At 43.8% G+C, this 23,813-nt stretch carries 20 protein-coding genes; 4 read left to right on the top strand and 16 right to left on the bottom strand.

Going from position 1 to position 23,813, the window contains the following annotated elements; genetic code table 11:
* Positions 1 to 118: 118 nt before the first annotated feature.
* From truA to aroC, 8 genes are all read right to left on the bottom strand, one after another.
* Complete coding sequence (gene truA / locus AC1RR2_RS06520) at positions 119 to 934, bottom strand: tRNA pseudouridine(38-40) synthase TruA (protein WP_493221485.1); 816 nt, start codon at positions 932 to 934, stop codon at positions 119 to 121.
* A gap of 77 nt (positions 935 to 1,011) precedes the next feature.
* Positions 1,012 to 3,837, bottom strand: a complete 2,826-nt coding sequence (locus tag AC1RR2_RS06515) for a motility hub landmark protein FimV (protein ID WP_493221484.1) — start codon at positions 3,835 to 3,837, stop codon at positions 1,012 to 1,014.
* Between the two features lie 281 nt (positions 3,838 to 4,118).
* Complete coding sequence (gene asd / locus AC1RR2_RS06510) at positions 4,119 to 5,246, bottom strand: aspartate-semialdehyde dehydrogenase (RefSeq protein WP_493221483.1); 1,128 nt, start codon at positions 5,244 to 5,246, stop codon at positions 4,119 to 4,121.
* A gap of 43 nt (positions 5,247 to 5,289) precedes the next feature.
* Positions 5,290 to 6,360 (bottom strand): 3-isopropylmalate dehydrogenase, encoded by a 1,071-nt coding sequence (gene leuB / locus AC1RR2_RS06505; RefSeq protein ID WP_493221482.1) that lies wholly within the window; start codon positions 6,358 to 6,360, stop codon positions 5,290 to 5,292.
* 48 nt (positions 6,361 to 6,408) lie between these two features.
* The gene (gene leuD, locus AC1RR2_RS06500) at positions 6,409 to 7,056 is read right to left on the bottom strand and encodes a 3-isopropylmalate dehydratase small subunit (RefSeq protein WP_493221481.1); all 648 of its coding nucleotides are present in this window, start codon (positions 7,054 to 7,056) and stop codon (positions 6,409 to 6,411) included.
* Between the two features lie 2 nt (positions 7,057 to 7,058).
* Positions 7,059 to 7,190 (bottom strand): entericidin A/B family lipoprotein, encoded by a 132-nt coding sequence (locus AC1RR2_RS06495; RefSeq protein ID WP_493221480.1) that lies wholly within the window; start codon positions 7,188 to 7,190, stop codon positions 7,059 to 7,061.
* A 20-nt stretch (positions 7,191 to 7,210) separates the two neighbouring features.
* Positions 7,211 to 8,614: a 3-isopropylmalate dehydratase large subunit gene (leuC, locus tag AC1RR2_RS06490; protein WP_493221479.1), complete on the bottom strand. Its 1,404-nt coding sequence runs from the start codon at positions 8,612 to 8,614 to the stop codon at positions 7,211 to 7,213.
* A gap of 295 nt (positions 8,615 to 8,909) precedes the next feature.
* Entirely contained in the window at positions 8,910 to 10,001 is a 1,092-nt protein-coding gene (gene aroC, locus AC1RR2_RS06485) for a chorismate synthase (protein WP_493221478.1), read from the bottom strand.
* Positions 10,002 to 10,398: 397 nt separating this feature from the next.
* Here aroC and AC1RR2_RS06480 point away from each other — a divergent pair, with 397 nt between their 5' ends.
* The 3 genes from AC1RR2_RS06480 to AC1RR2_RS06470 all read left to right on the top strand — a co-directional run bounded on the left by AC1RR2_RS06480 (position 10,399) and on the right by AC1RR2_RS06470 (position 15,102).
* Positions 10,399 to 12,639 carry a bifunctional diguanylate cyclase/phosphodiesterase gene (locus tag AC1RR2_RS06480; protein ID WP_493221477.1) on the top strand — a complete coding sequence of 747 codons (2,241 nt, stop codon included), beginning with the start codon at positions 10,399 to 10,401 and terminating at the stop codon, positions 12,637 to 12,639.
* Positions 12,640 to 12,935: 296 nt separating this feature from the next.
* The gene (locus tag AC1RR2_RS06475) at positions 12,936 to 14,273 is read left to right on the top strand and encodes a sensor histidine kinase (protein ID WP_493221476.1); all 1,338 of its coding nucleotides are present in this window, start codon (positions 12,936 to 12,938) and stop codon (positions 14,271 to 14,273) included.
* A 70-nt stretch (positions 14,274 to 14,343) separates the two neighbouring features.
* Entirely contained in the window at positions 14,344 to 15,102 is a 759-nt protein-coding gene (locus AC1RR2_RS06470) for a LytR/AlgR family response regulator transcription factor (RefSeq protein WP_493221475.1), read from the top strand.
* A gap of 75 nt (positions 15,103 to 15,177) precedes the next feature.
* Here AC1RR2_RS06470 and AC1RR2_RS06465 read toward each other — a convergent pair whose 3' ends face one another.
* From AC1RR2_RS06465 to rpsF, 7 genes are all read right to left on the bottom strand, one after another.
* Positions 15,178 to 16,188 carry an inorganic phosphate transporter gene (locus tag AC1RR2_RS06465; protein ID WP_493221502.1) on the bottom strand — a complete coding sequence of 337 codons (1,011 nt, stop codon included), beginning with the start codon at positions 16,186 to 16,188 and terminating at the stop codon, positions 15,178 to 15,180.
* A 73-nt stretch (positions 16,189 to 16,261) separates the two neighbouring features.
* Positions 16,262 to 16,888: a DUF47 domain-containing protein gene (locus AC1RR2_RS06460; protein WP_493221474.1), complete on the bottom strand. Its 627-nt coding sequence runs from the start codon at positions 16,886 to 16,888 to the stop codon at positions 16,262 to 16,264.
* Positions 16,889 to 17,013: 125 nt separating this feature from the next.
* Positions 17,014 to 18,402 (bottom strand): replicative DNA helicase, encoded by a 1,389-nt coding sequence (locus AC1RR2_RS06455; RefSeq protein WP_493221473.1) that lies wholly within the window; start codon positions 18,400 to 18,402, stop codon positions 17,014 to 17,016.
* Positions 18,403 to 18,636: 234 nt separating this feature from the next.
* Positions 18,637 to 19,089, bottom strand: coding sequence for a 50S ribosomal protein L9 (gene rplI / locus AC1RR2_RS06450; protein ID WP_314857990.1), 453 nt, complete (start codon positions 19,087 to 19,089; stop codon positions 18,637 to 18,639).
* A gap of 26 nt (positions 19,090 to 19,115) precedes the next feature.
* Positions 19,116 to 19,400 (bottom strand): 30S ribosomal protein S18, encoded by a 285-nt coding sequence (gene rpsR, locus AC1RR2_RS06445; protein ID WP_186889822.1) that lies wholly within the window; start codon positions 19,398 to 19,400, stop codon positions 19,116 to 19,118.
* A gap of 9 nt (positions 19,401 to 19,409) precedes the next feature.
* The gene (gene priB / locus AC1RR2_RS06440) at positions 19,410 to 19,736 is read right to left on the bottom strand and encodes a primosomal replication protein N (RefSeq protein WP_493221472.1); all 327 of its coding nucleotides are present in this window, start codon (positions 19,734 to 19,736) and stop codon (positions 19,410 to 19,412) included.
* 57 nt (positions 19,737 to 19,793) lie between these two features.
* Entirely contained in the window at positions 19,794 to 20,162 is a 369-nt protein-coding gene (rpsF, locus tag AC1RR2_RS06435) for a 30S ribosomal protein S6 (protein ID WP_395011227.1), read from the bottom strand.
* Between the two features lie 332 nt (positions 20,163 to 20,494).
* Between rpsF and lexA the strand changes: the two genes are divergently transcribed.
* A complete protein-coding gene (lexA, locus tag AC1RR2_RS06430; protein WP_493221471.1) occupies positions 20,495 to 21,148 on the top strand; it encodes a transcriptional repressor LexA in 654 nt (217 codons plus the stop codon).
* A gap of 164 nt (positions 21,149 to 21,312) precedes the next feature.
* Here lexA and lon read toward each other — a convergent pair whose 3' ends face one another.
* Positions 21,313 to 23,721 carry an endopeptidase La gene (gene lon / locus AC1RR2_RS06425; protein WP_493221470.1) on the bottom strand — a complete coding sequence of 803 codons (2,409 nt, stop codon included), beginning with the start codon at positions 23,719 to 23,721 and terminating at the stop codon, positions 21,313 to 21,315.
* Positions 23,722 to 23,813 lie beyond the last annotated feature (92 nt).

The raw sequence follows: 23,813 nt of genomic DNA, 5'->3' as shown, positions 1-23,813 counted from the left end.
TTTACCGGATTTCCGACTAGATTGCCCTATTTTACTGAGGCATAAGCTGTAAAAGAGCACCGACTGGAAATAATGGACACGAAGCAGGCAAGTTTTTTTTAATCCAAAACCCTAAAAATCACGTCAAATTTAGGCTATATGGTAAATTTTCATTAACCTCCAGCGGCAAGCACCATGCAGGATCATATTCAACTCGGGCCAGATACAAGCCATCAGGCATAAACGTCGGCGCCGATAAACTTCTATCCTTGCATTCTATGAGTGACTTTATCCACACTGGCTCACGGCGTTCAGCACCAACAAATATCAATGAGCCCACGATATTTCTGACCATATGATGCAAAAATGCATTGGCTCGCAAGCTAAACACAATTAGGTCACCTTGCCGTCGAATTTTTACATCGTACATATGCTTAACGGGCGACTTTGCTTGACAAGCCGCCGCACGAAATACGGTAAAGTCGAGCTCGCCAATCAAATGCTGGGCAGCATCTTGCATCAAATTCAGATTCAAAGGGCGAAAAAACCAACCAGCACGACCAGCCCAAACTGGGGAGCGCACGGGGCTATTGTAAAGTAAATAATGATAAGTACGTGAGAATGCACTAAAGCGAGCATGAAGAAACTTCGTATCATCAGGATCCAGTTCAAACTCTTTGGCCCAACGAACAGCAATACTCGCAGGCAAAAACGTATTTACGCCATTCACCCAAGAATACATTTCACGTTCAAGCGTAGTATCAAAGTGCACAACCTGCTCAACAGCGTGCACACCAGCATCAGTTCTTCCTGCACAAACAGTCTGAATAGCTTGATTAGTAAATTTACCCAAGGCAACTTCTAATTCGTCTTGCACAGTCTGACCATTCGGCTGAGTTTGCCATCCTTGATATGGGCTGCCGTTATATTCGATCCCTAAAACTATACGCTTCATCGTCATTAATTTACTATTTTTTAATAAAAATGGGCGCTAACGAAACGTTAGCGCCCATTTACATCAGCAAGAAACGCTTAAACCAGTGCGTCTAGCATTTGCTTGGCTCGTTCAACCTGCTCATTTGAACCACCTTTAATAACTTCGTCAAGCAATTCACGCGCACCTTCTTTATCGCCAATTTCCTGATACGCCACCGCCAAATCGAGTTTTGTTGCCATTTCGGCGTTATAAGGAGAAGACCCAGCATCCACCGGAATATCTGGAGAAGAAATACCCAAATCTTGATCTATATTTAATATATTTTCACTAAGATCAAGCACTGGCGCTTGAGGGCTTGGAACTGACGAGGCCACACCATCTCCTAAATCAAAATCTAGAGAATCAATGTCCAGCGAATCTTCAGTTTGCTTGCTTGCATTCTCCAATGGCTGCTCAGCTACATTTGATTTGGGGATATCCATTTCCAAGCCAAATGAATCGAGATCCAATCCCTTATCTGGTTCAGGCTCGACTGGCTTAACGTCAATGTCATCACCACCCATATCAAAATCAATAGAACCGAAATCAATACTTGGAACTGACTCTTCCTCTTGCACCTTCAATTCAGGGGCAGGACTCTCAGGAAGCGTGATCGGGAAATCATTCTCTATCGACGGCACGTCTGAAGCGACGTCATCAGAAATACCTAAATCAAAATCTAATCCACCATCATCAACGATAGAAGAAGACAAATCCAAATCAGACTTACCCTTGTCCGCGCTAGCAAAAGCATCATCTGATAAAGCATGTGCTGTATCAATAATACTAATCGAATCAAGCATATCTTCCGACAAAGAATTGTCCAACAATGCTTCCGACTCTAGATCTTCCAACGGCTGTGTGGGCAAGCCCAAACTATTAGAGGCATAGGTTTCGGCCTGTGCCGTCGCACCTGCATATAAAGGATTATTCGGGTCTAAAGAAATTCCCATAGACGCGGCTTGCGCCCAGTCTTCACCTTCGCCACGCGTCATACCATACAACTCTCCCGAGTATAGTTCAAACGAGCGAAGATCTTTACGTCCAAAGTAAATTTCCAATAACTTCAACCTTACCGCATGACGATCTGGCTGAGTACGCAGTGCTTCTTTCAAAATTTCTTCCGCTTGCGAGTCCCTACCATAGGCGATGTACACATCAGCCTCTGCTACAGGATCCACCTCGTTCGCATCCAATTGACTAGCAGATGGCGCAAAATTCGAATTAAATACGCTGTTATTGGTATCCACACTCTGCCCACCTGTGGAGCCAAACATCGAATTTGCTTTCAGGCTAGAACCAGTCAAAATACTATCTTCGAATTGATGTGAAACTTTTTTCTTTTTCGAAGCATATAAACCAATCGCACCGCCCAAGGCTGCTAACAAGCCAGCAGCTATCAAGTATTTAGTATCAAACCAACCGGTTTCCTCAACAACTGGTGGTGGAGGCGGCGGCATTGGACGTTTTGGCTTAGATGCAACGCTAGAGGCACTGCTAGAGTCCACTTTCGCGGGCACTGAGGCGACAGCAGAAGACGCGGATGCACTGGCAGATTCAACCGACGCTGCTTTAGTTTTATCTGACGAAGCAGCACTGGCTGCAGCAGAAGCCAAGGAAGCCGACGATGCGGCATGGGTTGTCGACTTTACTTCCGGTGCTGAGTGCTTTACTTCCGCAGGCTTGGATTCTGAAGCAGCTTGCTTGGCTAGATTCTTATTAGGTACCGGAATGAGTTTACTCAGCTCGCTAACATTTTTTTCCAGCTCTTTCACTCGGGCATTGGCCTCAGCCAATGCCTTGTCTTTTGCAATTCTATCCTCTTCCGTCATTCCTTTTACTGGAGCAGAGGCATTTTTTCCATTCACCTGAACTTTTGAGAGTTTTAATTTATCCAGAGACTCATTTGTTGCTGTCGGTGTTTCTTTGACTTTGGTCGTGATGGAACCGCTCGCTGCCTGCTTCTTCTGTACAGTTCTTTCCGCTGGAGTCGTTAATACTTGACCAGCAATTTTGTTTCGATACGCATTAAAATCCGCTGAATGTGCCTGAACAATTGAATGCGCATTTGGCACGCCATTTGAGCGCACGGCTTCTGCATCAGGTATATTTAAGATCTGCCCCGCCTTCAAGCGATTCATGTTTTCACCGACGAAGGCTTCCGGATTTGCACGATAGATACTCACCAACATATCGTCAAGAGAAACACCGCTCAAATTATTTGAGGCAATTTTCATTAAAGTGTCGCCCGGTTTCACCTTATATTGACGTGCACTCCCATTCGACAAATTAGTTGAAACGGGTACTGTTTGTGGGCTTTTTTTTGCTCCAGAACGTACGCTAGAACCAGCATCTTTGTGCGCGGCTTCAGCTTGCGGCGAGCTAAGGCTATTTCCATTTTTATTTGCAATGGCACCTGAACTTGGATTCACAACTTGCGCGGCTTGACTCATCGTCAAGTCGGCTGGGTCGAGCAAAAATGTATATTCTCTGAGAAGCTTTCCATTACTTGCATTCATTTCCAACAAGAAGTCAATCCATGGTTCATTCATGGCTTGAGTCGATGTCACCCGAATAATATAATTATTACCACGCTGCTCCACTGCAAACCGCAAAGATAATAGTGCAGGATTGAACTCAATATTAGCCTGACGAAATGCTTCAATCGATGCAACTCGCGGAACCAAAGAAGCTATTTCTTCTTTATTCGGGGACGTCAGCTCAATTTCAGCACGCAAGGGCTGCCCCAACGAAGACAGTACCGTTAACTTCCCTAGACCAGTTGCATATGCATTTGAGAAGACAAGCAATGAGGAAAAAGCTGCTGCTTTAAGCACTTTAGAGCTTAAAAAGCTCATCGGTAAGCGTTTGAAATTATGCATTTTTAGAACATTTCCTGGGAAATTTATTGAATACAAATTTACCAACTTATTTTGGTAATTTTGCACTACCGATGGGGATGTTAATCCAAGATAACATTACCCAACTTGTCGCGCAAGCTTAACGTGAATTCTAGGTATGGTAAATACATTAAGAGGAGAAATGATAATTTCCCGCTCAATTCGTTGTTACCGCTAGACAATTAGATGAAAAAAATACGAAATAATAAAGAAAAAGGGATGAAGTTTCATCCCTTTTTGAATGTTCAAGGAATTCTGTTAATTCAGTCTTCTATTAAGATACGTAGCATTCTACGCAGAGGTTCTGCTGCCCCCCACAACAATTGATCTCCAACCGTAAAAGCGGACAAATAATCTCCACCCATTTGCATCTTACGCAAACGACCAACCGGAATCGTCAAACCGCCGGTCACCGCCGCTGGCGTCAAATCACGCATAGAATCTTCACGCGTATTTGGAACTACTTTTGCCCACGGATTATTTTTCGCGAGCATATCGGTGATTTCATCGAGCGGAACATCTTTGGTCAATTTAATCGTCAATGCTTGAGAATGACAACGCATAGCACCAATACGTACGCACAAGCCGTCAACTGGAATCGCTTTAGAACCAAATGCCTCACCTAAGCCTAGAATCTTATTCGTCTCGGCACCAGCCTTCCATTCCTCTTTGGAAACGCCGTTGTGCAAATCTTTGTCAATCCAAGGAATCAAGTTGCCAGCTAAAGGCACGCCAAATTGTTTTGTTTCATCAGCACTGAAGCTATGCTGTTTTGCTAAAACCTTACGATCAATTTCTAAGATTGCAGCGGCAGGATCATCAAGTAAAGCTTTAACTTCAGCATTAATCGAACCGAATTGAGTCAACAATTCACGCATATGTTGCGCGCCACCACCTGAAGCTGCCTGATACGTCATGGACGACATCCACTCAACCAAACCATGCTGAAACAAACCACCCAAGCCCATTAACATGCAAGATACTGTGCAATTTCCGCCAACATAATTCTTAACGCCACGGTTTAACGCGCTCTTGATCACATCTAAGTTGACGGGATCAAGCACGATAATCGCATCATTTTCCATGCGCAATGTGGATGCAGCATCAATCCAAAATCCATTCCAACCGGAAGCACGTAGCTTAGGGAAAATCTCAGAGGTATAGTCACCGCCTTGGCAGGTAATAATGATGTCGCATTTTTTTAATGCGTCAATATCATTTGCGTCTTTCAATGTCTTTTCATTCTTCGCCATCGATGGCGCTGCGCCACCGGTATTCGAAGTTGAAAAAAACACGGGTTCTATATGAGCAAAATCGCCCTCTTCCTGCATACGTTGCATGAGGACCGAACCAACCATTCCACGCCAACCGACCAAACCAACTAGTTTCATCATCTTTCCCTAAAAATTACAGGTCACCCTGTTTCACAAAAAATCAAACTAAAGCACTTACCACCGCATCACCCATTTCAGACGTGCCGACTTTAATGCAGCCATCTTCAAAAATATCTGGCGTACGCAAACCTTGGGTTAACACCTTCTTCACAGCGACTTCAATACGATCGGCCTGCTCAGCTTTGCCCAACGAATACCGCAACATCATGGCAGCGGACAAAATCGTCGCTAGCGGATTGGCGATGCCTTTACCTGCAATATCGGGTGCTGATCCGTGTGAAGGTTCATACAAACCTTTATTATTCGCATCAAGTGAAGCAGAAGGTAACATACCAATAGAGCCCGTCAACATCGCAGCGGCATCCGATAAAATATCACCAAACATATTACCCGTCACCATCACGTCAAACTTCTTAGGCGCACGGACTAGTTGCATGGCGGCATTATCGACGTACATGTGATCCAAAGCGACGTCGGGATATTCTTTATGTACATCAATCATGATGTCTTTCCAAAATTGGAAAGTCTCCAATACATTCGCTTTATCCACACTAGTTAAGCGCTTGTCGCGCTTACGTGCCGCTTGAAACGCAACATGCGCGATGCGACGAATTTCGCCTTCAGCATAGCGCATGGTATCAAAACCTTCACGCTGCCCTTGGAATGGACCATCAGGACACTCACGTACACCACGTGGCTGGCCGAAGTAAATATCACCAGTCAATTCACGGATAATCAAAATATCCAAGCCAGAAACCACTTCCGGCTTCAAAGTAGACGCGCCAGCCAATTCTGGATACAAAATTGCCGGACGCAGATTGGCAAATAAATTCAGATTCTTACGCAGACCTAAAATGGCCTGCTCGGGACGAAGTGGTCGATCAAGCGTATCGTATTTCCAGTCTCCAACCGCTCCGAACAGCACCGCATCTGCATCCTTTGCCAATTTCAAGGTAGCTTCTGGCAGCGGGTGCCCTGCTGCTTCATAACCTGCACCACCAACGGGAGCAAATTCCATTTCAAAGGCTTCACCCAAGACTTTCAAAACTTTAACGGCCTGATCAACTATTTCAGGACCAATACCGTCACCCGGCAAAATGGCAATTTTCATGCTGATATTTAAATGTGAAAGATGTAAATAAGAATATCGAGTTTATTTTTAGATAACCGCGGCCAACCATGGACGGGCGGCGATATGTTGTTGTTCAAACGCCCGAATTTTTTCTGCATGAACCAAGGTCAAACCTATGTCATCTAAGCCATTGAGCAAACAGTATTTGCGAAATGCATCGACTTCGAACGAAAAGCTTTCCCCCGTAGTTTTCAAACCAACAGTTTGCGCTTCTAAATCAACTTGCAAATGCAGACCTTCATTTTCACGAACTTGCTTAAACAAATAATCAACATTTTCTTCACTCAGCACTATCGGCAGTAAGCCATTTTTGAAGCAATTATTGAAAAAAATGTCGGCAAAACTGGGGGCTATCACAGCACGAAAACCAAACTGATCGAGTGCCCAAGGTGCATGTTCGCGCGAAGAACCACAGCCAAAATTTTTACGAGTCAACAAAATTGAAGCGCCATGATAACGTGCTTGATTCAATACAAAATCTGGATTTAACGGCCGCTTGCTGTTATCCATTCCGGGCTCGCCATGATCAAGATAACGCCACTCATCGAATAAATTCGGACCAAACCCCGTGCGCAGGATTGACTTCAGAAATTGTTTAGGGATGATCGCATCCGTGTCGACATTAGCGCGATCCAAAGGTGCGACCAATCCATCTAACAAAGCAAACTTTTCCATGACTATTTTTTTCCTGCACTTTCCACAACTTCACCTGCTTTTTTTACATCTTTACCTATGCCTTGTATCGTATTGCAAGCGGACAGACTCAAAAAGACCGTCATCAACATAGAGAGAATAGCTAATTTTTTCATTGTTATATCCTTTTTGTGAGTTAAGCAAAATTGCGCGCATCAACGAAATGACCAGCAATACCAGCCGCAGCAGCCATTTCCGGCGAGACCAAATGCGTACGACCACCCTGCCCTTGGCGACCTTCAAAATTACGATTCGACGTTGAAGCACAACGTTCACCTGGCTCCAGACGATCCGCATTCATCGCCAAACACATGGAGCAACCTGGTTCACGCCATTCAAAACCTGCCGCTGTAAAAATCTTATCTAAACCCTCTTGCTCCGCTTGTTTTTTCACCAAACCTGAGCCCGGCACGACCATCGCCAATTTCACATTTGAAGCGCGCGTTTTGCCAGCGACTACTTTCGCGGCAGCTCGCAAATCTTCAATTCGAGAATTGGTACAAGAGCCGATAAACACTTTATCAATCTGAATTGAATTGATCGGCATATTCGGACGTAGATCCATATAGGCAAGTGCTTTTTCAATGGCATCACGCTTGACGGCATCGGATTCATTTTTGGGGTCTGGCGTTTGTCCGTCAATAGAAACCACCATCTCAGGCGAAGTCCCCCAAGTGACTTGAGGTTCAATATCAGCGACATTCAAGGTGACGACAGTATCAAACTGCGCTCCCTCATCAGAGTGCAAAGTCTTCCAATAGGCGACCGCATTTTCCCAATCGCTCGCCGAGGGGCTAAAAGGACGACCTTTTACATAATCAATCGTGGTTTGATCGACTGCAATCATACCCGCTCGGGCACCCGCCTCAATCGCCATATTGCAAACCGTCATACGTCCCTCCATCGAGAGACGTTCAATCGCGGCGCCCGCAAATTCAATGGCATAACCAGTACCACCAGCGGTACCTATCTTGCCAATAATCGCCAATACGATATCTTTCGCTGTAATTCCAGATGGTGTTTCGCCATCAACCCGAATCAGCATGGCTTTTGATTTCTTTGCCAACAAAGTTTGCGTCGCGAGCACATGTTCTACTTCTGAAGTTCCAATACCATGCGCCAAGCAAGCGAAGGCACCATGCGTGGAGGTATGAGAATCGCCACAAACGACAGTCATTCCTGGCAAAGTGGCGCCCTGCTCAGGACCGATGACGTGCACAATTCCCTGGCGCAGATCATTCATCGCGAAATAAGTTAAGCCGTATTGTTTAGCGTTGGCATCAAGCGTCTCAACTTGCAAACGTGAGACGGGATCAGCAATGCCGCCCAGACGATTCGTGGTTGGAACATTGTGATCAGCGACGACCAAATTAGCAGAAGTGCGCCAAGGCTGACGTCCAGCCAATTTCAATCCATCAAATGCCTGAGGGCTGGTGACTTCATGTAAGAGATGACGATCTATATACAAAATCGCTGTACCGTCGTCTTCTGTATGAACTACGTGGGATTCCCAAAGTTTGTCGTAAAGCGTCTTGGCCATAATTATTGCCTGAAATTAAAAGAATTCGTAAAGCTAAAAATCAGCTTTCGATTATGCCACAATTGTGCAATGCAAAACTGCCCAATTCGGTTTTTTTAATCTCGATTCAACCAAACAATATTTCAATATTTTAAAAAAATCGAAATTTTTAATTGAAAAGTCGCATCAAGCAGACAAACCACCAACTTTTATTTTGAGGAAATTTGAGAGAATTTCACCACAGTCGACACATCGTTTGAAAAAATTCTCTCATTTAGATTTTAACTTGACCAGCCACAGCGAACTGAGCGACTTCTTAAGTAGCTACCGATGCCAAGACAACATCGCCACATTGCGCCCTATGGCGTAAGGCATGATCCATTAATACCAAAGCCAGCATGGCCTCTGCAATCGGCGTAGCACGAATACCGACACAAGGATCGTGACGTCCAAAAGTTTCCACCAAGACAGGATTTCCTTGTTTGTCAATTGAACGTTTTGGAGTTCGAATAGACGACGTAGGTTTAATCGCCATCGATACACGAATGTCCTGACCAGTGGAAATACCCCCCAAAATACCACCGGCGTTATTGCTCATAAACCCAGCTTCAGTCAATTCATCACCGTGCTCAGAACCTCGTTGTGCAACACAGCCAAAACCAGCGCCGATTTCTACGCCTTTTACGGCATTAATGCCCATCATGGCATAGGCAATTTCCGCATCCAACTTATCATAGATAGGTTCGCCCAATCCTACTGGCACGTTACTGGCAACAACATCAATACGAGCACCAATTGAATCCCCATCCTTACGCAAACCATCCATATAAGCCTCTAATTCAGCGATCAGTTGCGCATCATTCGTGGGGGCAAAAAATGGATTCTCATTGGTGTAACTCCAAGAAGAAAAAGGAATTGAAATATCACCCAATTGGGTCATTCCACCATAAAACTTCGTACCATATTGCTGCAATAACCATTTTTTTGCGATCGCGCCAGCACCTACCACGGGTGCAGTTAAGCGCGCTGATGAACGACCACCACCGCGCGGATCACGGATGCCATACTTATTCCAATAAGTAAAATCAGCGTGCCCCGGTCGAAAGGTTTCAACTATATTCCCGTAATCTTTACTACGTTGATCTTCATTGCGGATAAGAAGCGCGATCGGTGTACCTGTGGTCTTTCCTTCGTAAACTCCAGACAATATTTCGACTCTGTCCGCCTCCTGACGCTGAGTCACGTGACGCGATGTGCCTGGCTTACGCCTATCCAACTCGGGTTGAATATCAGCCTCCGACAATACCAAGCCTGGTGGGCATCCATCAATCACACATCCAATTGCTGGTCCATGTGACTCACCAAATGTCGTCACTGTAAACAAAGTACCTAATGTATTGCCTGACATATTTCTCGTTCTAATAAAAGTGGAAAAAGCTGCTGCATTTTATCAGCCTTGTCACATTTCTTCAGGAATTCAAATCAGACAAAAGCGTTTGGTTTGAATAAAAAAAATTTAAAACAGTATATTTGCACCAAACCAACAGTTTATTTCTCGTATCTTGTTTTATACTGCACTAAGACTCATCATAAAACCCTGATGAAATTGCAGCGTTTGTTTAACATAAGGGTGCACCTAGAAATTTGAAATTCTAAGTCAGGCGAGGCGCGAAAAAAATTTTAGTCCGCAGCATATGCTTGATATGTTAAAAATAAATTTTTTCTCGCAAAAACACGTCGTGACAAGATCAGAATTTTTAGAGGCGCCCATACATAACTACATCTCCACTGGAGCATGAAAATAGATGAGTGAATTAAATCATCACAACGACGATGCCTTAGTCTTTTTGGACGAATTAAGTTCAGATCATGCAGCAAACGTCAGCAGCCCGAAACCAAGTTGGCGCATCATGATTATCGACGATGATCCTGACGTTCACTCTGCAACCATGTTTGCACTTGGCAATTTAGAAATACAAAATAGATCCCTTAATTTCCTTCATGCTTACTCAGCAAATGAAGCTCGCGACATACTTTCCAGTGAACACGACATAGCTGTTATTTTGCTCGATGTAGTAATGGAACAAGAGGACGCAGGATTAAATCTGGTTAATTATGTCAGGAAAAATCTTGGCTTAAACGACGTTCGCATTATCCTGAGAACGGGACAGCCAGGTTATGCACCAGAGATTGATGCAATTCGTGACTACGATATCAATGACTACAAGACCAAATCCGAGCTGACTCGCACCAAACTATATACGACAGTTACTTCGGCGATTCGCTCCTATGAACAAATTTGCTCAATCACAGCAAATCAACGTGGCTTGGAACTTATCGTCAATGCCAGCACCGAACTCATGTCGCAAAAGGGATTGCAAAATTTTTCAGTTGGTGTATTGCATCAAATCGCGAAATTATTAGGCAGAAAAGTCGAAGGCATTGTCTGCAGTCCAAGCGAAGACAACCAGAATATCAGCTCCACAGCAGACTTATTGGTGATTGCTGCAAGCAATGCATTTAGTCATTTAACTGACCAAATGTTAGATCGAGTGGATAACGAAGACGTTCGCGAATTGATACAACAATCAGTCACATCTCGACAAAGCATTTTTGGTCAATTTGGCACCCTGTTGCGCTTCGAAAATGTCGCCCAGAAAGATATTTACGTATTTTTGCAAACAAGCGTCAATGAAATGGACAAGCGATTGATTGACGTATTTTGCAGCAACATATCGGTGGGTTTAAACAATGTCATGCTCACCTCCCGACTTCACAAATACGCCTATTTTGATCCATTAACGGGACTTGCAAATCGCCTTAAACTTCTGCAAACCTTAAATGAGACTTTGCAATCGACAAGTCGAGAGGGGACAGTATTATCTTTAATCGATATCGATCACTTTGCAGAAACTAACGATGCTTTAGGTCATCAGTTTGGTGACATGTTGCTATGCGCGGTTGCAAAACGCCTTTTAAACCATTTTGGCACCGCTTGCCATTTAGCACGCGTAGGGGGTGATACTTTTGCTTTACTAGGTAATGAAAACTTAGTCTCACCAGAGAATATTTTTGAAATTTTCCATCTGCCTTTCGATGTTGACAATCAAGATGTTCAACTCTCTTCCACCATTGGCTTAGTGCGTTTAGAAAATTATGAGGGCGGTAGTTCAGATGCACTAAAAGACACCAATATTGCGTTAAAACGTGCCAAGGCTCATCAACGCTCCTCGCATAGCTATTTCACTATCGACATGGGTGTCGAAATTCGAGAACGCGTGCGCATGATGCATGCTTTACGTGCAGCATTTGAAAATGAACGATTATTTGTGGTCTATCAACCGCAAATTGATATGCGAACAAAAACCGCTGTCGGCGCAGAAGCATTATTACGCTGGAAAACCGAAGATGGTAAATTTGTCCCACCAGATCAATTTATTCCTATTGCTGAGTACTCGGGCTTAATTGTCGATATCGGTGAATGGGTACTACGCAGCGCCTGTTTTGAACTGGTTGAATTGCACAAACTAGGATTTACTGACTTCAAGATGGCGGTCAATGTCTCTCAGGCACAATTTTCACATCCCTTGTTTTTGCAGAGCTTGGAAGCAGCATTGAAGGATACTCAGGCACCGCCCAATTGCGTGGAACTAGAGATTACTGAATCGATGGCAATGACAGATCCTGAGCTCTTAATCAAAACACTGCACCATATCAAGCAATTAGGTGCCCAAGTTTCAATTGATGATTTTGGAACTGGATTTTCATCCCTTAGTCATCTGCAAAAACTCAACGTAGACAAACTCAAGATTGACCGCGCCTTTGTCAATGAAATCAATGAAACTTCAGATGAAGGTAGTATTGCCAAAATGATTGTACAACTGAGTAAGAGTTTGAATATCAAGGTTATAGCAGAGGGTGTAGAAACCGAGCGTCAGGCGGAAACTTTAATGTCCTTTGGTTGCCATTTGGCACAAGGCTATTTGTACGCACGTCCTCTTACTAAAGATGACCTACGTAATTGGCTAGAATCAAATCCCAAATAATTCCATGTTCTAGAAAAATCGGTTGACCTTCACTATTTGCTCAACCGATTGCAATTTTCCGTTTGGCGTGAAGATCGGGTCAAAGCGACATTGTTCATCAAACGAGTTCAATGCGCCTAACTCATTCTGAGACACTGAAAAAATGTCGTGAAATTTCACCCTGTCCCTGAATTTGTACGGATCGTCGCATTTTGCCACCAAGGTCGGCGTCATTCAGATAAAGTTCCAACATCGAATCAACCCTACATCTCACATCGCGCATCAGATCGTGATGGGGCAAGCCACTAAGAATTTTTATGTCCAAATTTACGATAGATCCGCAGACGATAGAAACGGCCAAAGTTTGGCTCACGAACACTTTGATTTGGCTAAGTAGAGCGTTTGATAAAACGGCTACTTGGGTTAGCAAGCTATCGTGGTGGAAATTTTTTCTGTTTGCCATATTGTTATTGGCATCCGCCGACATTATTCAAAATACTTTTTTCTCGACAGAGGAAACCCAAAAAGTCAAAAAGGTCAGAATTCATCAAAAGAAAATGGATCCTGCATCTGCTGCCACCCCATCTAACGAAGACCCCAAATTTGAAATCGACAACACTGGCATTCGTATCAAAGCGCCCGAAAAATCAACAGGAAATAAGCGCATTGATATTGATGGTAGTGGCTGGAAAACGGTAGATGAAAATCAAGAAAAATTAAGCGAAAAAATAGAATCAACAGTCGCAAGTTTACCTAGTAACAATAAGGAAAGTGAAACACCCGGCATTACCTTCGGCAAAGATGATGTTCATATTAAATTGCCCAAAGAGATTGCGAGAGAAATCCGTGCTGAAATGGATAGAGCCAAGGCAAATGCGGCAGCCGAAGCCAGCGACGAAGAGAAAACAAAATCCTCACGTTGGTTTCAAAATTTTGTCCTGTTATTAGTTTTTGGCTTATTTGGAATGAAGGCGCTCTTAGGCGGCAAGGTACGCGCGGAGGAAAAAGCGAAGGCCGCTAATGCCAGCGCCGAACGCGAAGCCTTATTGCGCCAAGTCAGTGAAGCACAAATGCAAATGATGCAGGCGCAAGTAGAACCCCACTTTCTTTTCAACACGCTGGCATCGGTCGAATATTTAATTGAAACGGATCCACCGCGTGCGGCAAAAATGCAAAGAAGCTTGATTGCTTACTTACGAGCAGTGCTACCACAAATGCGAGAAAATGCGGCTAAGACCAATCTCGGTCGGGAGGCCGACATGGTTAAAGCGTATTTAGAATTATTAAAAATGCGCATGGAGGAGCGATTAAATATCGATTTCATCATGCCAGATGGATTACGGAATGCGTCCTTCCCGCCAATGATGTTGCAGTCGCTGGTTGAAAATGCGATTAAGCATGGACTAGAAGTTAAAACTGAAGGGGGTACGCTGCAATTCCGTGCTGAGGTATTAAACAATCGACTATCAGTCACTGTACGCGACGATGGCTTGGGGTTTGGCGCGGTACCCAGTAATGGCACAGGGCTTGGCTTACAAAACATTCGGGAGCGTTTGAAACTAATTTACAAAGATAAAGCACAAATTATAATTTCACCTAACCAACCCAGTGGCGTCTGCGTTACCATAGAGATTCCTTTCGAAATTGCAAAGTGATAGCCGAATCGACCAACATTGCAAATCTATAAGTACCATCAACCACAATTCATGAGACGAGAAAAGAATAATGCCAACCGCAATTATCGCCGATGATGAAAGACTAATGCGCGACCAACTACGCTCGCGCCTGGAACAAGTCTGGCCAGAACTAGAAATTTTAGCTGAAGCAAAAAATGGTGAAGAGGCAATTCAATTGGTGGATTTACACAAACCCGACTTGGCCTTCCTCGACATCCGCATGCCTGGAAAAACGGGTTTAGAAGCCGCCAAAGAAATTGGAACGAAAGCGCATATCGTGTTTATCACCGCATACGATCAGTACGCGGTCGAAGCATTTGATCAGGGCGCTGTAGACTATGTCTTAAAACCTGCCGATACAGAACGTCTTAGCAAGACCGTCGAACGCCTTAAAGCCAGATTAACTACCGCAAACGAGCCCAATGACATGAGCAACATGTTGGCGCAATTGGCAAAACAATTAGGCATAGCGCCAAAAGCCAATTACCTGCAATGGATACAGGCATCGATTGGTCAAGAATTACGCCTGATTCCGGTTGAAGATATTTTATTCTTTCAGTCGGACGAAAAATATACACGAGTACAAACCGCGACCTATGAGGCCTTAATTCGTAAGCCGGTACGTGATCTGGCAGAGGAACTTGATCCGCAATTATTCTGGCAAATTCATCGCTCAACCTTAGTAAACTCGAAAGCCATCTCTGGCGTAGTACGCGATATGCGTGGACGTCATTTAGTTCAAATTAAAGGGCTCACCGAAAAATTAGAGGTTAGTCGAAGTTTCGTACATCTGTTTAAGCAAATGTAATACAGTCAATGCAAACAAAAAAAATCCCAGACAATTGATCTGGGATTTTTTTCAACTTACTACACTTTACGCGAACTACAGAATTTTTGTACCTACCCACCAAGCAATAGCAGCAACAAAGGCAGATGCGGGAATAGTCAATATCCAAGCCCATACAATATTACCAGCAACACCCCAACGAACTGCTGACATTTTTTGCGCTGAGCCAACACCAACAATCGCGCCGGTAATGGTATGCGTGGTCGAAACTGGAATGCCAAAAATGGTGGCAAAAATCAAAGTAGCAGCACCACCAGTCTCCGCACAGAATCCACCAACAGGCTTCAACTTGGTGATCTTCTGCCCCATCGTTTTGACAATTCTCCAGCCACCAAATAGTGTACCAAAACCAATTGCAGCATAACATGAGTAGACAACCCAGAGCGGTGGTGCTAGATCTGACGCCTTTGAGTAGCCTGTAGCAATGAGCAACATCCAGATAATCGCCATAGTTTTTTGGGCATCGTTACCGCCATGCCCCAAACTAAACACAGAAGCAGAAACCAATTGTAAGCGTCTAAACCATTTATCAACCTTACTAGGCGTCGATTTCACAAACAGCCACGACACAATCAACATCATCAGAGAACCAAGCAAGAATCCTATCAACGGCGATAGCACAATAAATGAAATAATTTTATACAAGCCACCAGCGATTAAAGTATCAGTACCACCTTTTGCTACAGCTGCGCCAATTAAACCACCAATTAAAGCGTGTGAAGAGGAAGATGGTATACCGAAATACCAAGTAACCAAATTCCAAAATAAGGCCCCAATTAAAGCACCAAAAATCACATAGTGATCGATCACTGATGGTTCAATCGTTCCCTTACCTATAGTTTTTGCAACCGACAAATTAAATACAAAAAATGCCAAAACATTAAATAACGCAGCCATTGCTACCGCTTGACCGGGCTTTAATACACCGGTAGACACGACTGTGGCAATTGCATTTGCCGCATCGTGAAAACCATTCATAAAATCAAAAAGTAAAGCTAAGATCACCAAAAGAATGATGACCGTCAAAGTCGGAGATAAAGTTTCCATAGATGTGAACTTTCTTTTAATGTATCTTCGATCAGAAGATACAAAAGACAAAACAGATTAAAGGACAAGCAATTTATGCGTTTTCAACAATAATGCCTTCAATAATGTTTGCCACATCTTCGCAACGGTCCGTCACAGTTTCAAGAATCTCATAAATCGCTTTGAGCTTAATCAAATTGCGAACGTCTGGCTCGTCGCGGAATAACTTTGACATCGCGGCACGCATGACGTGATCTGCATCTGACTCCAAACGGTCAATCTCTTCGCAGATAGTCAAAATTTGACGCGAATTATCCATATTATGTAAAAGCGCAACCGCTTCTTTTACCTTCAAGGCACATGCTAAACACAACTCGGCTAAGCGTTTCGCTTCAGGCGTGATTTCACGAATATCGTAAAGTGAAATTGTTTGGGCCGCATCCTCAAGCAAATCAAGGATGTCATCCATCTTTGTAATCAACTTATGGATATCATCACGATCAATTGGTGTAATGAAGGTTTTATGCAGCAATTCAATCGCCGTATAAGTCACAGCATCTGCCTGCTTTTCAATACTCTCTATCGCATGCACTCGAATTTCCAGGTCATCAAAATTGGTCATCAAAGCGACCATTTCTTTAGAGCCTTTGACACACAATTCAGCGTGTTGATTAAAAAGCTCAAAAAATTTACCCTCGGTGGGCATTAATCGTCCAAACATTTTCATTTCCCTAAAATAGAAATTTTTTATATTAAGTCCCTGCTATTTATACTGCAATTGCAAGGATCATCTGACTTAGTGGCACTACAAAAACTAAAGAAAAAACAAATACATACTACAAAAAACTATTCACTATCACCGTAAATTGACAAGGAGCCTGTGTAGTTATCAAACTTGGTATATTCACCAAGGAAGGTCAAGCGAACACTGCCAATTGGCCCGTTACGCTGTTTACCAATAATGATTTCCGCGGTTCCTTTATCAGGAGAGTCTGGGTTATAGACTTGATCACGATAAATAAACAAAATCACGTCCGCATCTTGCTCGATCGCTCCAGACTCACGCAGATCTGACATCACAGGGCGTTTGTTCGGGCGCTGCTCCAACGAGCGGTTTAACTGCGACAAAGCAATAACCGGGCATTGCAATTCTTTCGCTAAGCCTTTTAAACTACGAGAAATTTCGGAAATTTCAGTCGCACGATTTTCCCCCCCAGAATTACCCGACATCAACTGCAAGTAATCAATAATGATCAAGCCAAGTTTGCCGCACTGGCGTGACAAGCGGCGAGAGCGGGCACGTAACTCAATTGAACTTAGGGCTGGCGTTTCATCAATATAAAACTGTGCTTCATTCATCTTTTGAATTGCATGTGTCAAACGCGGCCAATCCTCATCGATCAAACGACCTGTACGCAAACGATGTTGATCCAACTTACCGACCGAACCTAACATACGCATCGCTAATTGCGCGCCGCCCATCTCCATCGAAAACACGGCGACAGGAAGTCCGCTATCAATTGCGACATTCTCACCAATATTGATTGAGAAAGCCGTCTTACCCATGGAAGGGCGACCCGCAACAATAATTAAGTCACCTGGCTGTAGCCCTGAGGTCATACGATCCAGATCGACAAAGCCCGTCGGTACTCCCGTAATATCGCTAGTGTGATCACGGTTATACAACTCGTCAATGCGCTCTACCACCTGGGTCAATAAAGGCTGAATGGCATGAAAACCTTGTGCACCACGCGCCCCCTCTTCTGCAATCGCAAAAATTTTGGATTCCGCTTCATCCAGCATTTGCTTCACTTCTTTGCCCTGCGGATTAAATGCCTGGCCAGAAATTTCATCTGCGACCGTGATCAACTTACGCAGTACGCCGCGATCCCGCACAATTTCGGCGTAACGACGAATATTTGCCGCTGAGGGTGTATTTTGCGCCAATGCGTTTAAGTAAGTCAGGCCACCAACATCATCTGCTTTCCCGGCAGCATTCAAGGCATCGAATACGGTGATGACGTCGGCTGGACGAGAAGAATTGACCAGCTTAACGATAAATTGAAAAATAATGCGGTGATCGTAACGATAAAAATCGTCTTCACGAATAAAATCAGCGATCCTATCCCACGCAGCATTATCGAGCAACAAACCACCCAAAACTGATTGTTCAGCTTCGATGGAATGTGGAGGTACGCGGATTGAGTCTAACTGGGGATCTGAGGGCGGTTTCATGGTGCGCATTATACCTTTTTATTCCTACTCAAAAACAGAAGAAACATCTCAAATAACAAGCTTTAAATCAAGAATATTTTGGGCAAATAATAGATACGCAAATCATTTTCATAATTTTCTTGGCACCTACTTTTCTACTAAATAATTGTCAGATCTCAATATTTAATAGCGACAAAAACAGTCATAAAAAAAGCCGGGAAAACCCGGCTTTTTTGGCTCTCGAAAGAACTAAACTTAAGCGTGCTCGCCCAAAACAGCTACGATTACGTCGACCACAACGTCCGTATGCAAAGCCACGGAAACAGAATGATCGCCAGTTGTTTTCAAAGGACCAGCTGGCAAGCGAACTTGCGCCTTTTCAACTGCGAAACCTTGTTTAGCCAATGCTTCAGCGATATCGAAGTTGGTTACTGAACCGAACAAACGGCCATCCACACCTGCTTTTTGAGAAATTTGAACTGTCAAACCGTTCAATTTTTCACCTTGAGCTTGCGCTTCAGCCAATTTAGCAGCTGCTGCTTTTTCCAACTCAGCGCGTTTCGCTTCAAATTCAGCGATCGCAGCTGCAGTTGCACGACGAGCAATACGTTGTGGAATCAAAAAGTTACGAGCGTAACCATCTTTAACACGAACTACATCACCCAGATTGCCGAGATTAACGACTTTATCCATCAAAATAACTTGCATGTTTTTCTCCTAATTTCCGTCGTCAATTACGCTGTGTGCAAATCAGTGTAAGGCAACAACGCGAGATAGCGTGCGCGCTTAACTGCTGTGTCAACTTGACGTTGATACAAAGCTTTAGTACCAGTCAAACGTGCAGGCATAATTTTGCCGTTTTCTTGGATGAAATCTTTTAATGTATCGATGTCTTTGTAGTCAACTGCTGCGACATGACCCGCTGAGAAGCGGCAGAATTTTTTACGTTTGAACAAAGGATTTTGTTGCTGACGCTTTTGTTTTAATTTGCTTTTATCAAATTTTTTACCGAATGCCATTTTAGGCTCCTAATCTAGTAAATTTGTTTCGTTTTCTATTGTTATTTCAGCTTCCTGAAATTCAGTAACATGAAAAACGAGACTTTTGCTGTTGCGGTTTTTGCGTGCTAAGAAACCTGTAAAAATCATAAACATACCGAGCTCAATATCCAAGAATCGTTTTGAAATTTCACCTGCGGCAATTGCAGCAATTTCAAACTCAACTTGACGTTCACCACCTGCTTGCACCTGCTTAGAGTCGTGCACTAAAGTTGCTGTCGCGATGGGTATTCCCGCTGGGGTATAACGCAACACTGACTTTTCAACAACCGCAGCGACTACTTTAAGTTGATTCACAAGTTGCTGACTCTCAATTATGACTAACTGGTTCCTACACGCTCTTAGTCAAAACGATTAAGCTGCTGGAGCTTCAACACGTTGTGCCTTAGCAGAATCTTCTTTCTGCACAGACTTCATCATTGGAGAAGGAGCTGTTTCTGCTTTTTTCAATTTAACTGTGAGGTGGCGCAATACGGCATCATTAAATTTGAATGCTGTTTCCAACTCAAGCAAAGTTTCAGCGTCGCACTCAATGTTCATGCAAACATAGTGAGCTTTAGCTAATTTTTGAATCATGTAAGCCAGTTGACGACGGCCCCAATCTTCAACGCGGTGCACTTGGCCGCCACGTGTAGTTACGCTAGCTTTGTAGCGTTCGATCATTGCAGGAACTTGCTCGCTTTGATCGGGATGTACGATAAATACGATTTCATAATGACGCATAATTTCTCCTTGTGGACAAAAATAAAGCCTGCCTCGGCGTCAAGACGAGTGCAGGAAGAGGACAGCCCGAGACTATAACGCACTTTCCTATCATAATCAAGCAGTTAGATCACCTGTAACACTTAATTAGAATTTACGGCACTTCTTCGCGACACGAACAGTGCATATTTAATGCGGATGGATTGGTTAAATGTAAAAAAAACACAAAATAACTTGCATTCAGCCATTTACTGTATAAAAATACAGTCTGCTTATATATACAGCCTCTTTTAGCATATACCAAGATTAAATTCAGATTCTTCAGACTCAATTCAGATTCCATCGGGACTACCATGCTCAAGCTCACCGCACGCCAAGAACAAATTCTCAACCTCATAAAAGATGCTATTCAAAATACAGGATTTCCACCAACCCGTGCTGAAATCGCCAATGAGTTAGGCTTTCGCTCGACTAACGCTGCAGAAGAGCATTTGCAAGCCTTAGCGCGTAAAGGTGTTATTGAAATTGCTGCTGGCACCTCCCGCGGTATTCGATTATTAGAATCAGAGTTATCAAACTCCATGCCAAATATGCAAATGGCGTTACCGCATCCAGCTTTGATGCAATTAAGTCTGCCCTTAGTCGGACGTGTGGCAGCCGGATCGCCGATTTTGGCAACTGAACATGTGGAAGCGACTTACCAAGTCGATCCGTCATTGTTTTCTGCTAAACCAGATTTTTTACTCAGAGTTCGTGGTTTGTCGATGCGCGACATAGGGATCATGGATGGCGATTTGCTCGCCGTCAAAAAAACGGATACTGCTCGCAATGGGCAGATTGTCGTGGCACGCATAGGTGAAGAAGTTACCGTAAAACGATATTTGAAAACTTCAAGCGGAGTTGAACTGCTACCGGAAAATCCGGACTTCTCACCCATTATCGTAAATGAAAATGAAACCGACTTTGCGCTAGAAGGCCTTGCAGTTGGCTTGCTGCGCAGCTGGTAAGTAAATCTAGAGAATAAATATGTTTGAGTCCATTAGTCAAAGCGATTAAAGATCATTCTCACTAACCGTAAGTGCACGTAAGTGCAAAACTTCTAAAAAAAATGCCCGATAAAATCATCGGGCATTTTTTCTATTGAGCGACAAAGAGAAATTGTAGATACTAATCAATGCTTAATCGTGGAAGTATCTGCGCTCGCGTCAGCTTTTGCGACCGTAGGCACAGCCATCTCCTCCTCCGTTAGAGGAACAGGCTGACGCTCCAACGCAATTTCCAAGACTTTATCAATCCAACGCACTGGAATAATCTCCAGCTTGTTTTTGACGTTATCAGGAATTTCCGTCAGATCTTTCGCATTCTCCTCTGGGATCAACACAGTTTTAATTCCACCGCGATGTGCCGCCAACAGCTTCTCTTTCAAACCACCAATTGGCAGAACTTCACCGCGAAGTGTAATCTCACCTGTCATCGCCACATCTGCACGTACTGGAATACCAGTAAAGATCGATACCATTGCCGTGGTCATCGCAATCCCCGCGGATGGACCATCTTTCGGTGTTGCACCTTCAGGCACGTGAATATGCACATCGGTTTTTTCAAATACATCGGCCTTAATACCTAAACGCGCAGCTCGGCTACGAACCACGGTACGAGCTGCCTCAATCGACTCCTTCATTACATCGCCTAGTGTACCAGTGCGTATCGTTGCTCCCTTACCCGGCATAGACACCGCCTCAATGGTCAACAAATCACCGCCGACTTCCGTCCATGCTAAACCAACGACTTGACCGACCTGATTTTCTTTGGTCGCTACACCAAAATCAAAACGACGCACACCCAAAAATTTATCTAGATTTTTCGACGTGATCGTGGCTTTCTTTTCGGTCTTTTTCAACAACAACATCTTCACAACTTTGCGGCAGATTTTAGAGATTTCACGTTCCAATGAACGCACCCCAGCTTCACGCGTATAGTAACGAATAATATCGCGAATCGCAGATTCTGAAACTGAAATTTCTTCTTCTTTCAAACCATTATTCTTGACTTGCTTAGGTAACAAATAACGCAATGCGATACTCGCTTTTTCATCTTCCGTGTAACCCGATAAACGTATCACTTCCATCCGATCTAACAAGGCCGGTGGAATGTTATAAGAATTCGAGGTCGCCACAAACATAACGTCGGACAAATCAAAATCAACCTCAATGTAATGATCTGAAAAGGTATGATTTTGTTCCGGATCCAAAACCTCCAACAAAGCTGAAGATGGATCGCCACGGAAATCGGCTCCCATCTTATCCACTTCGTCGAGCAAGAATAAAGGATTGCGCACGCCTGCTTTTGACAGACTCTGCAAAATTTTCCCAGGCATAGAACCAATATAAGTACGACGATGACCACGGATCTCGGCTTCATCACGAACGCCACCCAAGGCCATACGAACAAACTTACGGTTCGTGGCACGCGCAATCGATTGTCCAAGTGAAGTTTTACCAACACCAGGAGGGCCAACCAGACACAAAATTGGTGCTTTCAATTTATCGACACGTTGTTGAACCGCGAGATATTCTAGAATACGCTCTTTCACCTTATCTAAACCGTAGTGATCGTCGCTCAATACTTTTTCCGCATTGCTCAAATCATTATTCACTTTGGATTTTTTCTTCCAAGGTAAATTAACGATAGTATCGATGTAATTACGTACTACAGTTGCCTCAGCCGACATAGGCGACATCATCTTGAGTTTTTTCAACTCATTCATTGCCTTATCGCGCGCTTCTTTCGGCATTTTCGCAGCCGTTATCTTCTTCTCGAGTTCATCAATATCCGCGCCCTCTTCGCCTTCACCGAGCTCTTTTTGAATCGCTTTGACCTGCTCATTCAAATAGTACTCACGTTGCGATTTTTCCATCTGGCGCTTAACCCGACCGCGGATACGCTTCTCAACTTGAAGTATGTCCAACTCACCTTCTAGCTGGCCAAGTAAATGTTCGAGGCGCTTAGCAACACTAAAAATTTCCAGAATAACTTGTTTTTGCTCCAGCTTTAAAGGCAGGTGCGCAGCGATAGTATCGGCCAGACGACCAGCATCATCTATGCCAGATAAAGAGGCCAAGATTTCTGGTGGGATTTTTTTATTCAGTTTTACATATTGGTCGAATTGCTGCACGATCGCACGACGCATAGCTTCGACTTCAGAATCGTCTCCAGCGTCCAAAGCAACTGGTGTCAAGTCGGCGATAAAATGCGATTCGGAATCAGTAATATGATGAATACGCGCACGTTGCGTACCTTCGACCAATACCTTAACGGTACCGTCTGGCAGTTTCAACATCTGCAAGATATTCGCAATACAGCCAATTTCATAAATATCTTCAGCTGATGGCTCATCTTTTGCTGCGGCTTTTTGTGCCGCCAGCATAATACTCTTGCCCTGCTCCATCGCGGCTTCCAAAGCCTTGATCGATTTTGGACGACCAACAAACAATGGGATCACCATGTGAGGGAATACCACGACATCGCGCAATGGCAATAAGGGTAATTCTGTACGTTCAGTAATTGTGGAAGTTGTCATGGCGCACCTTTTAAAAAATTACAGTAACTAGATTGGCGCACTAGGCTAAAACTCAAGCCCGTCATCCGAAAAAAACAATAAAAAAAGCCACA

It is taken from the genome of Undibacterium sp. GW821-FHT11H02 (assembly GCF_058808015.1).
The sequence above is the reverse complement of the archived record's forward strand: the minus strand, read 5'-3'. Positions and strand labels throughout refer to the sequence as shown.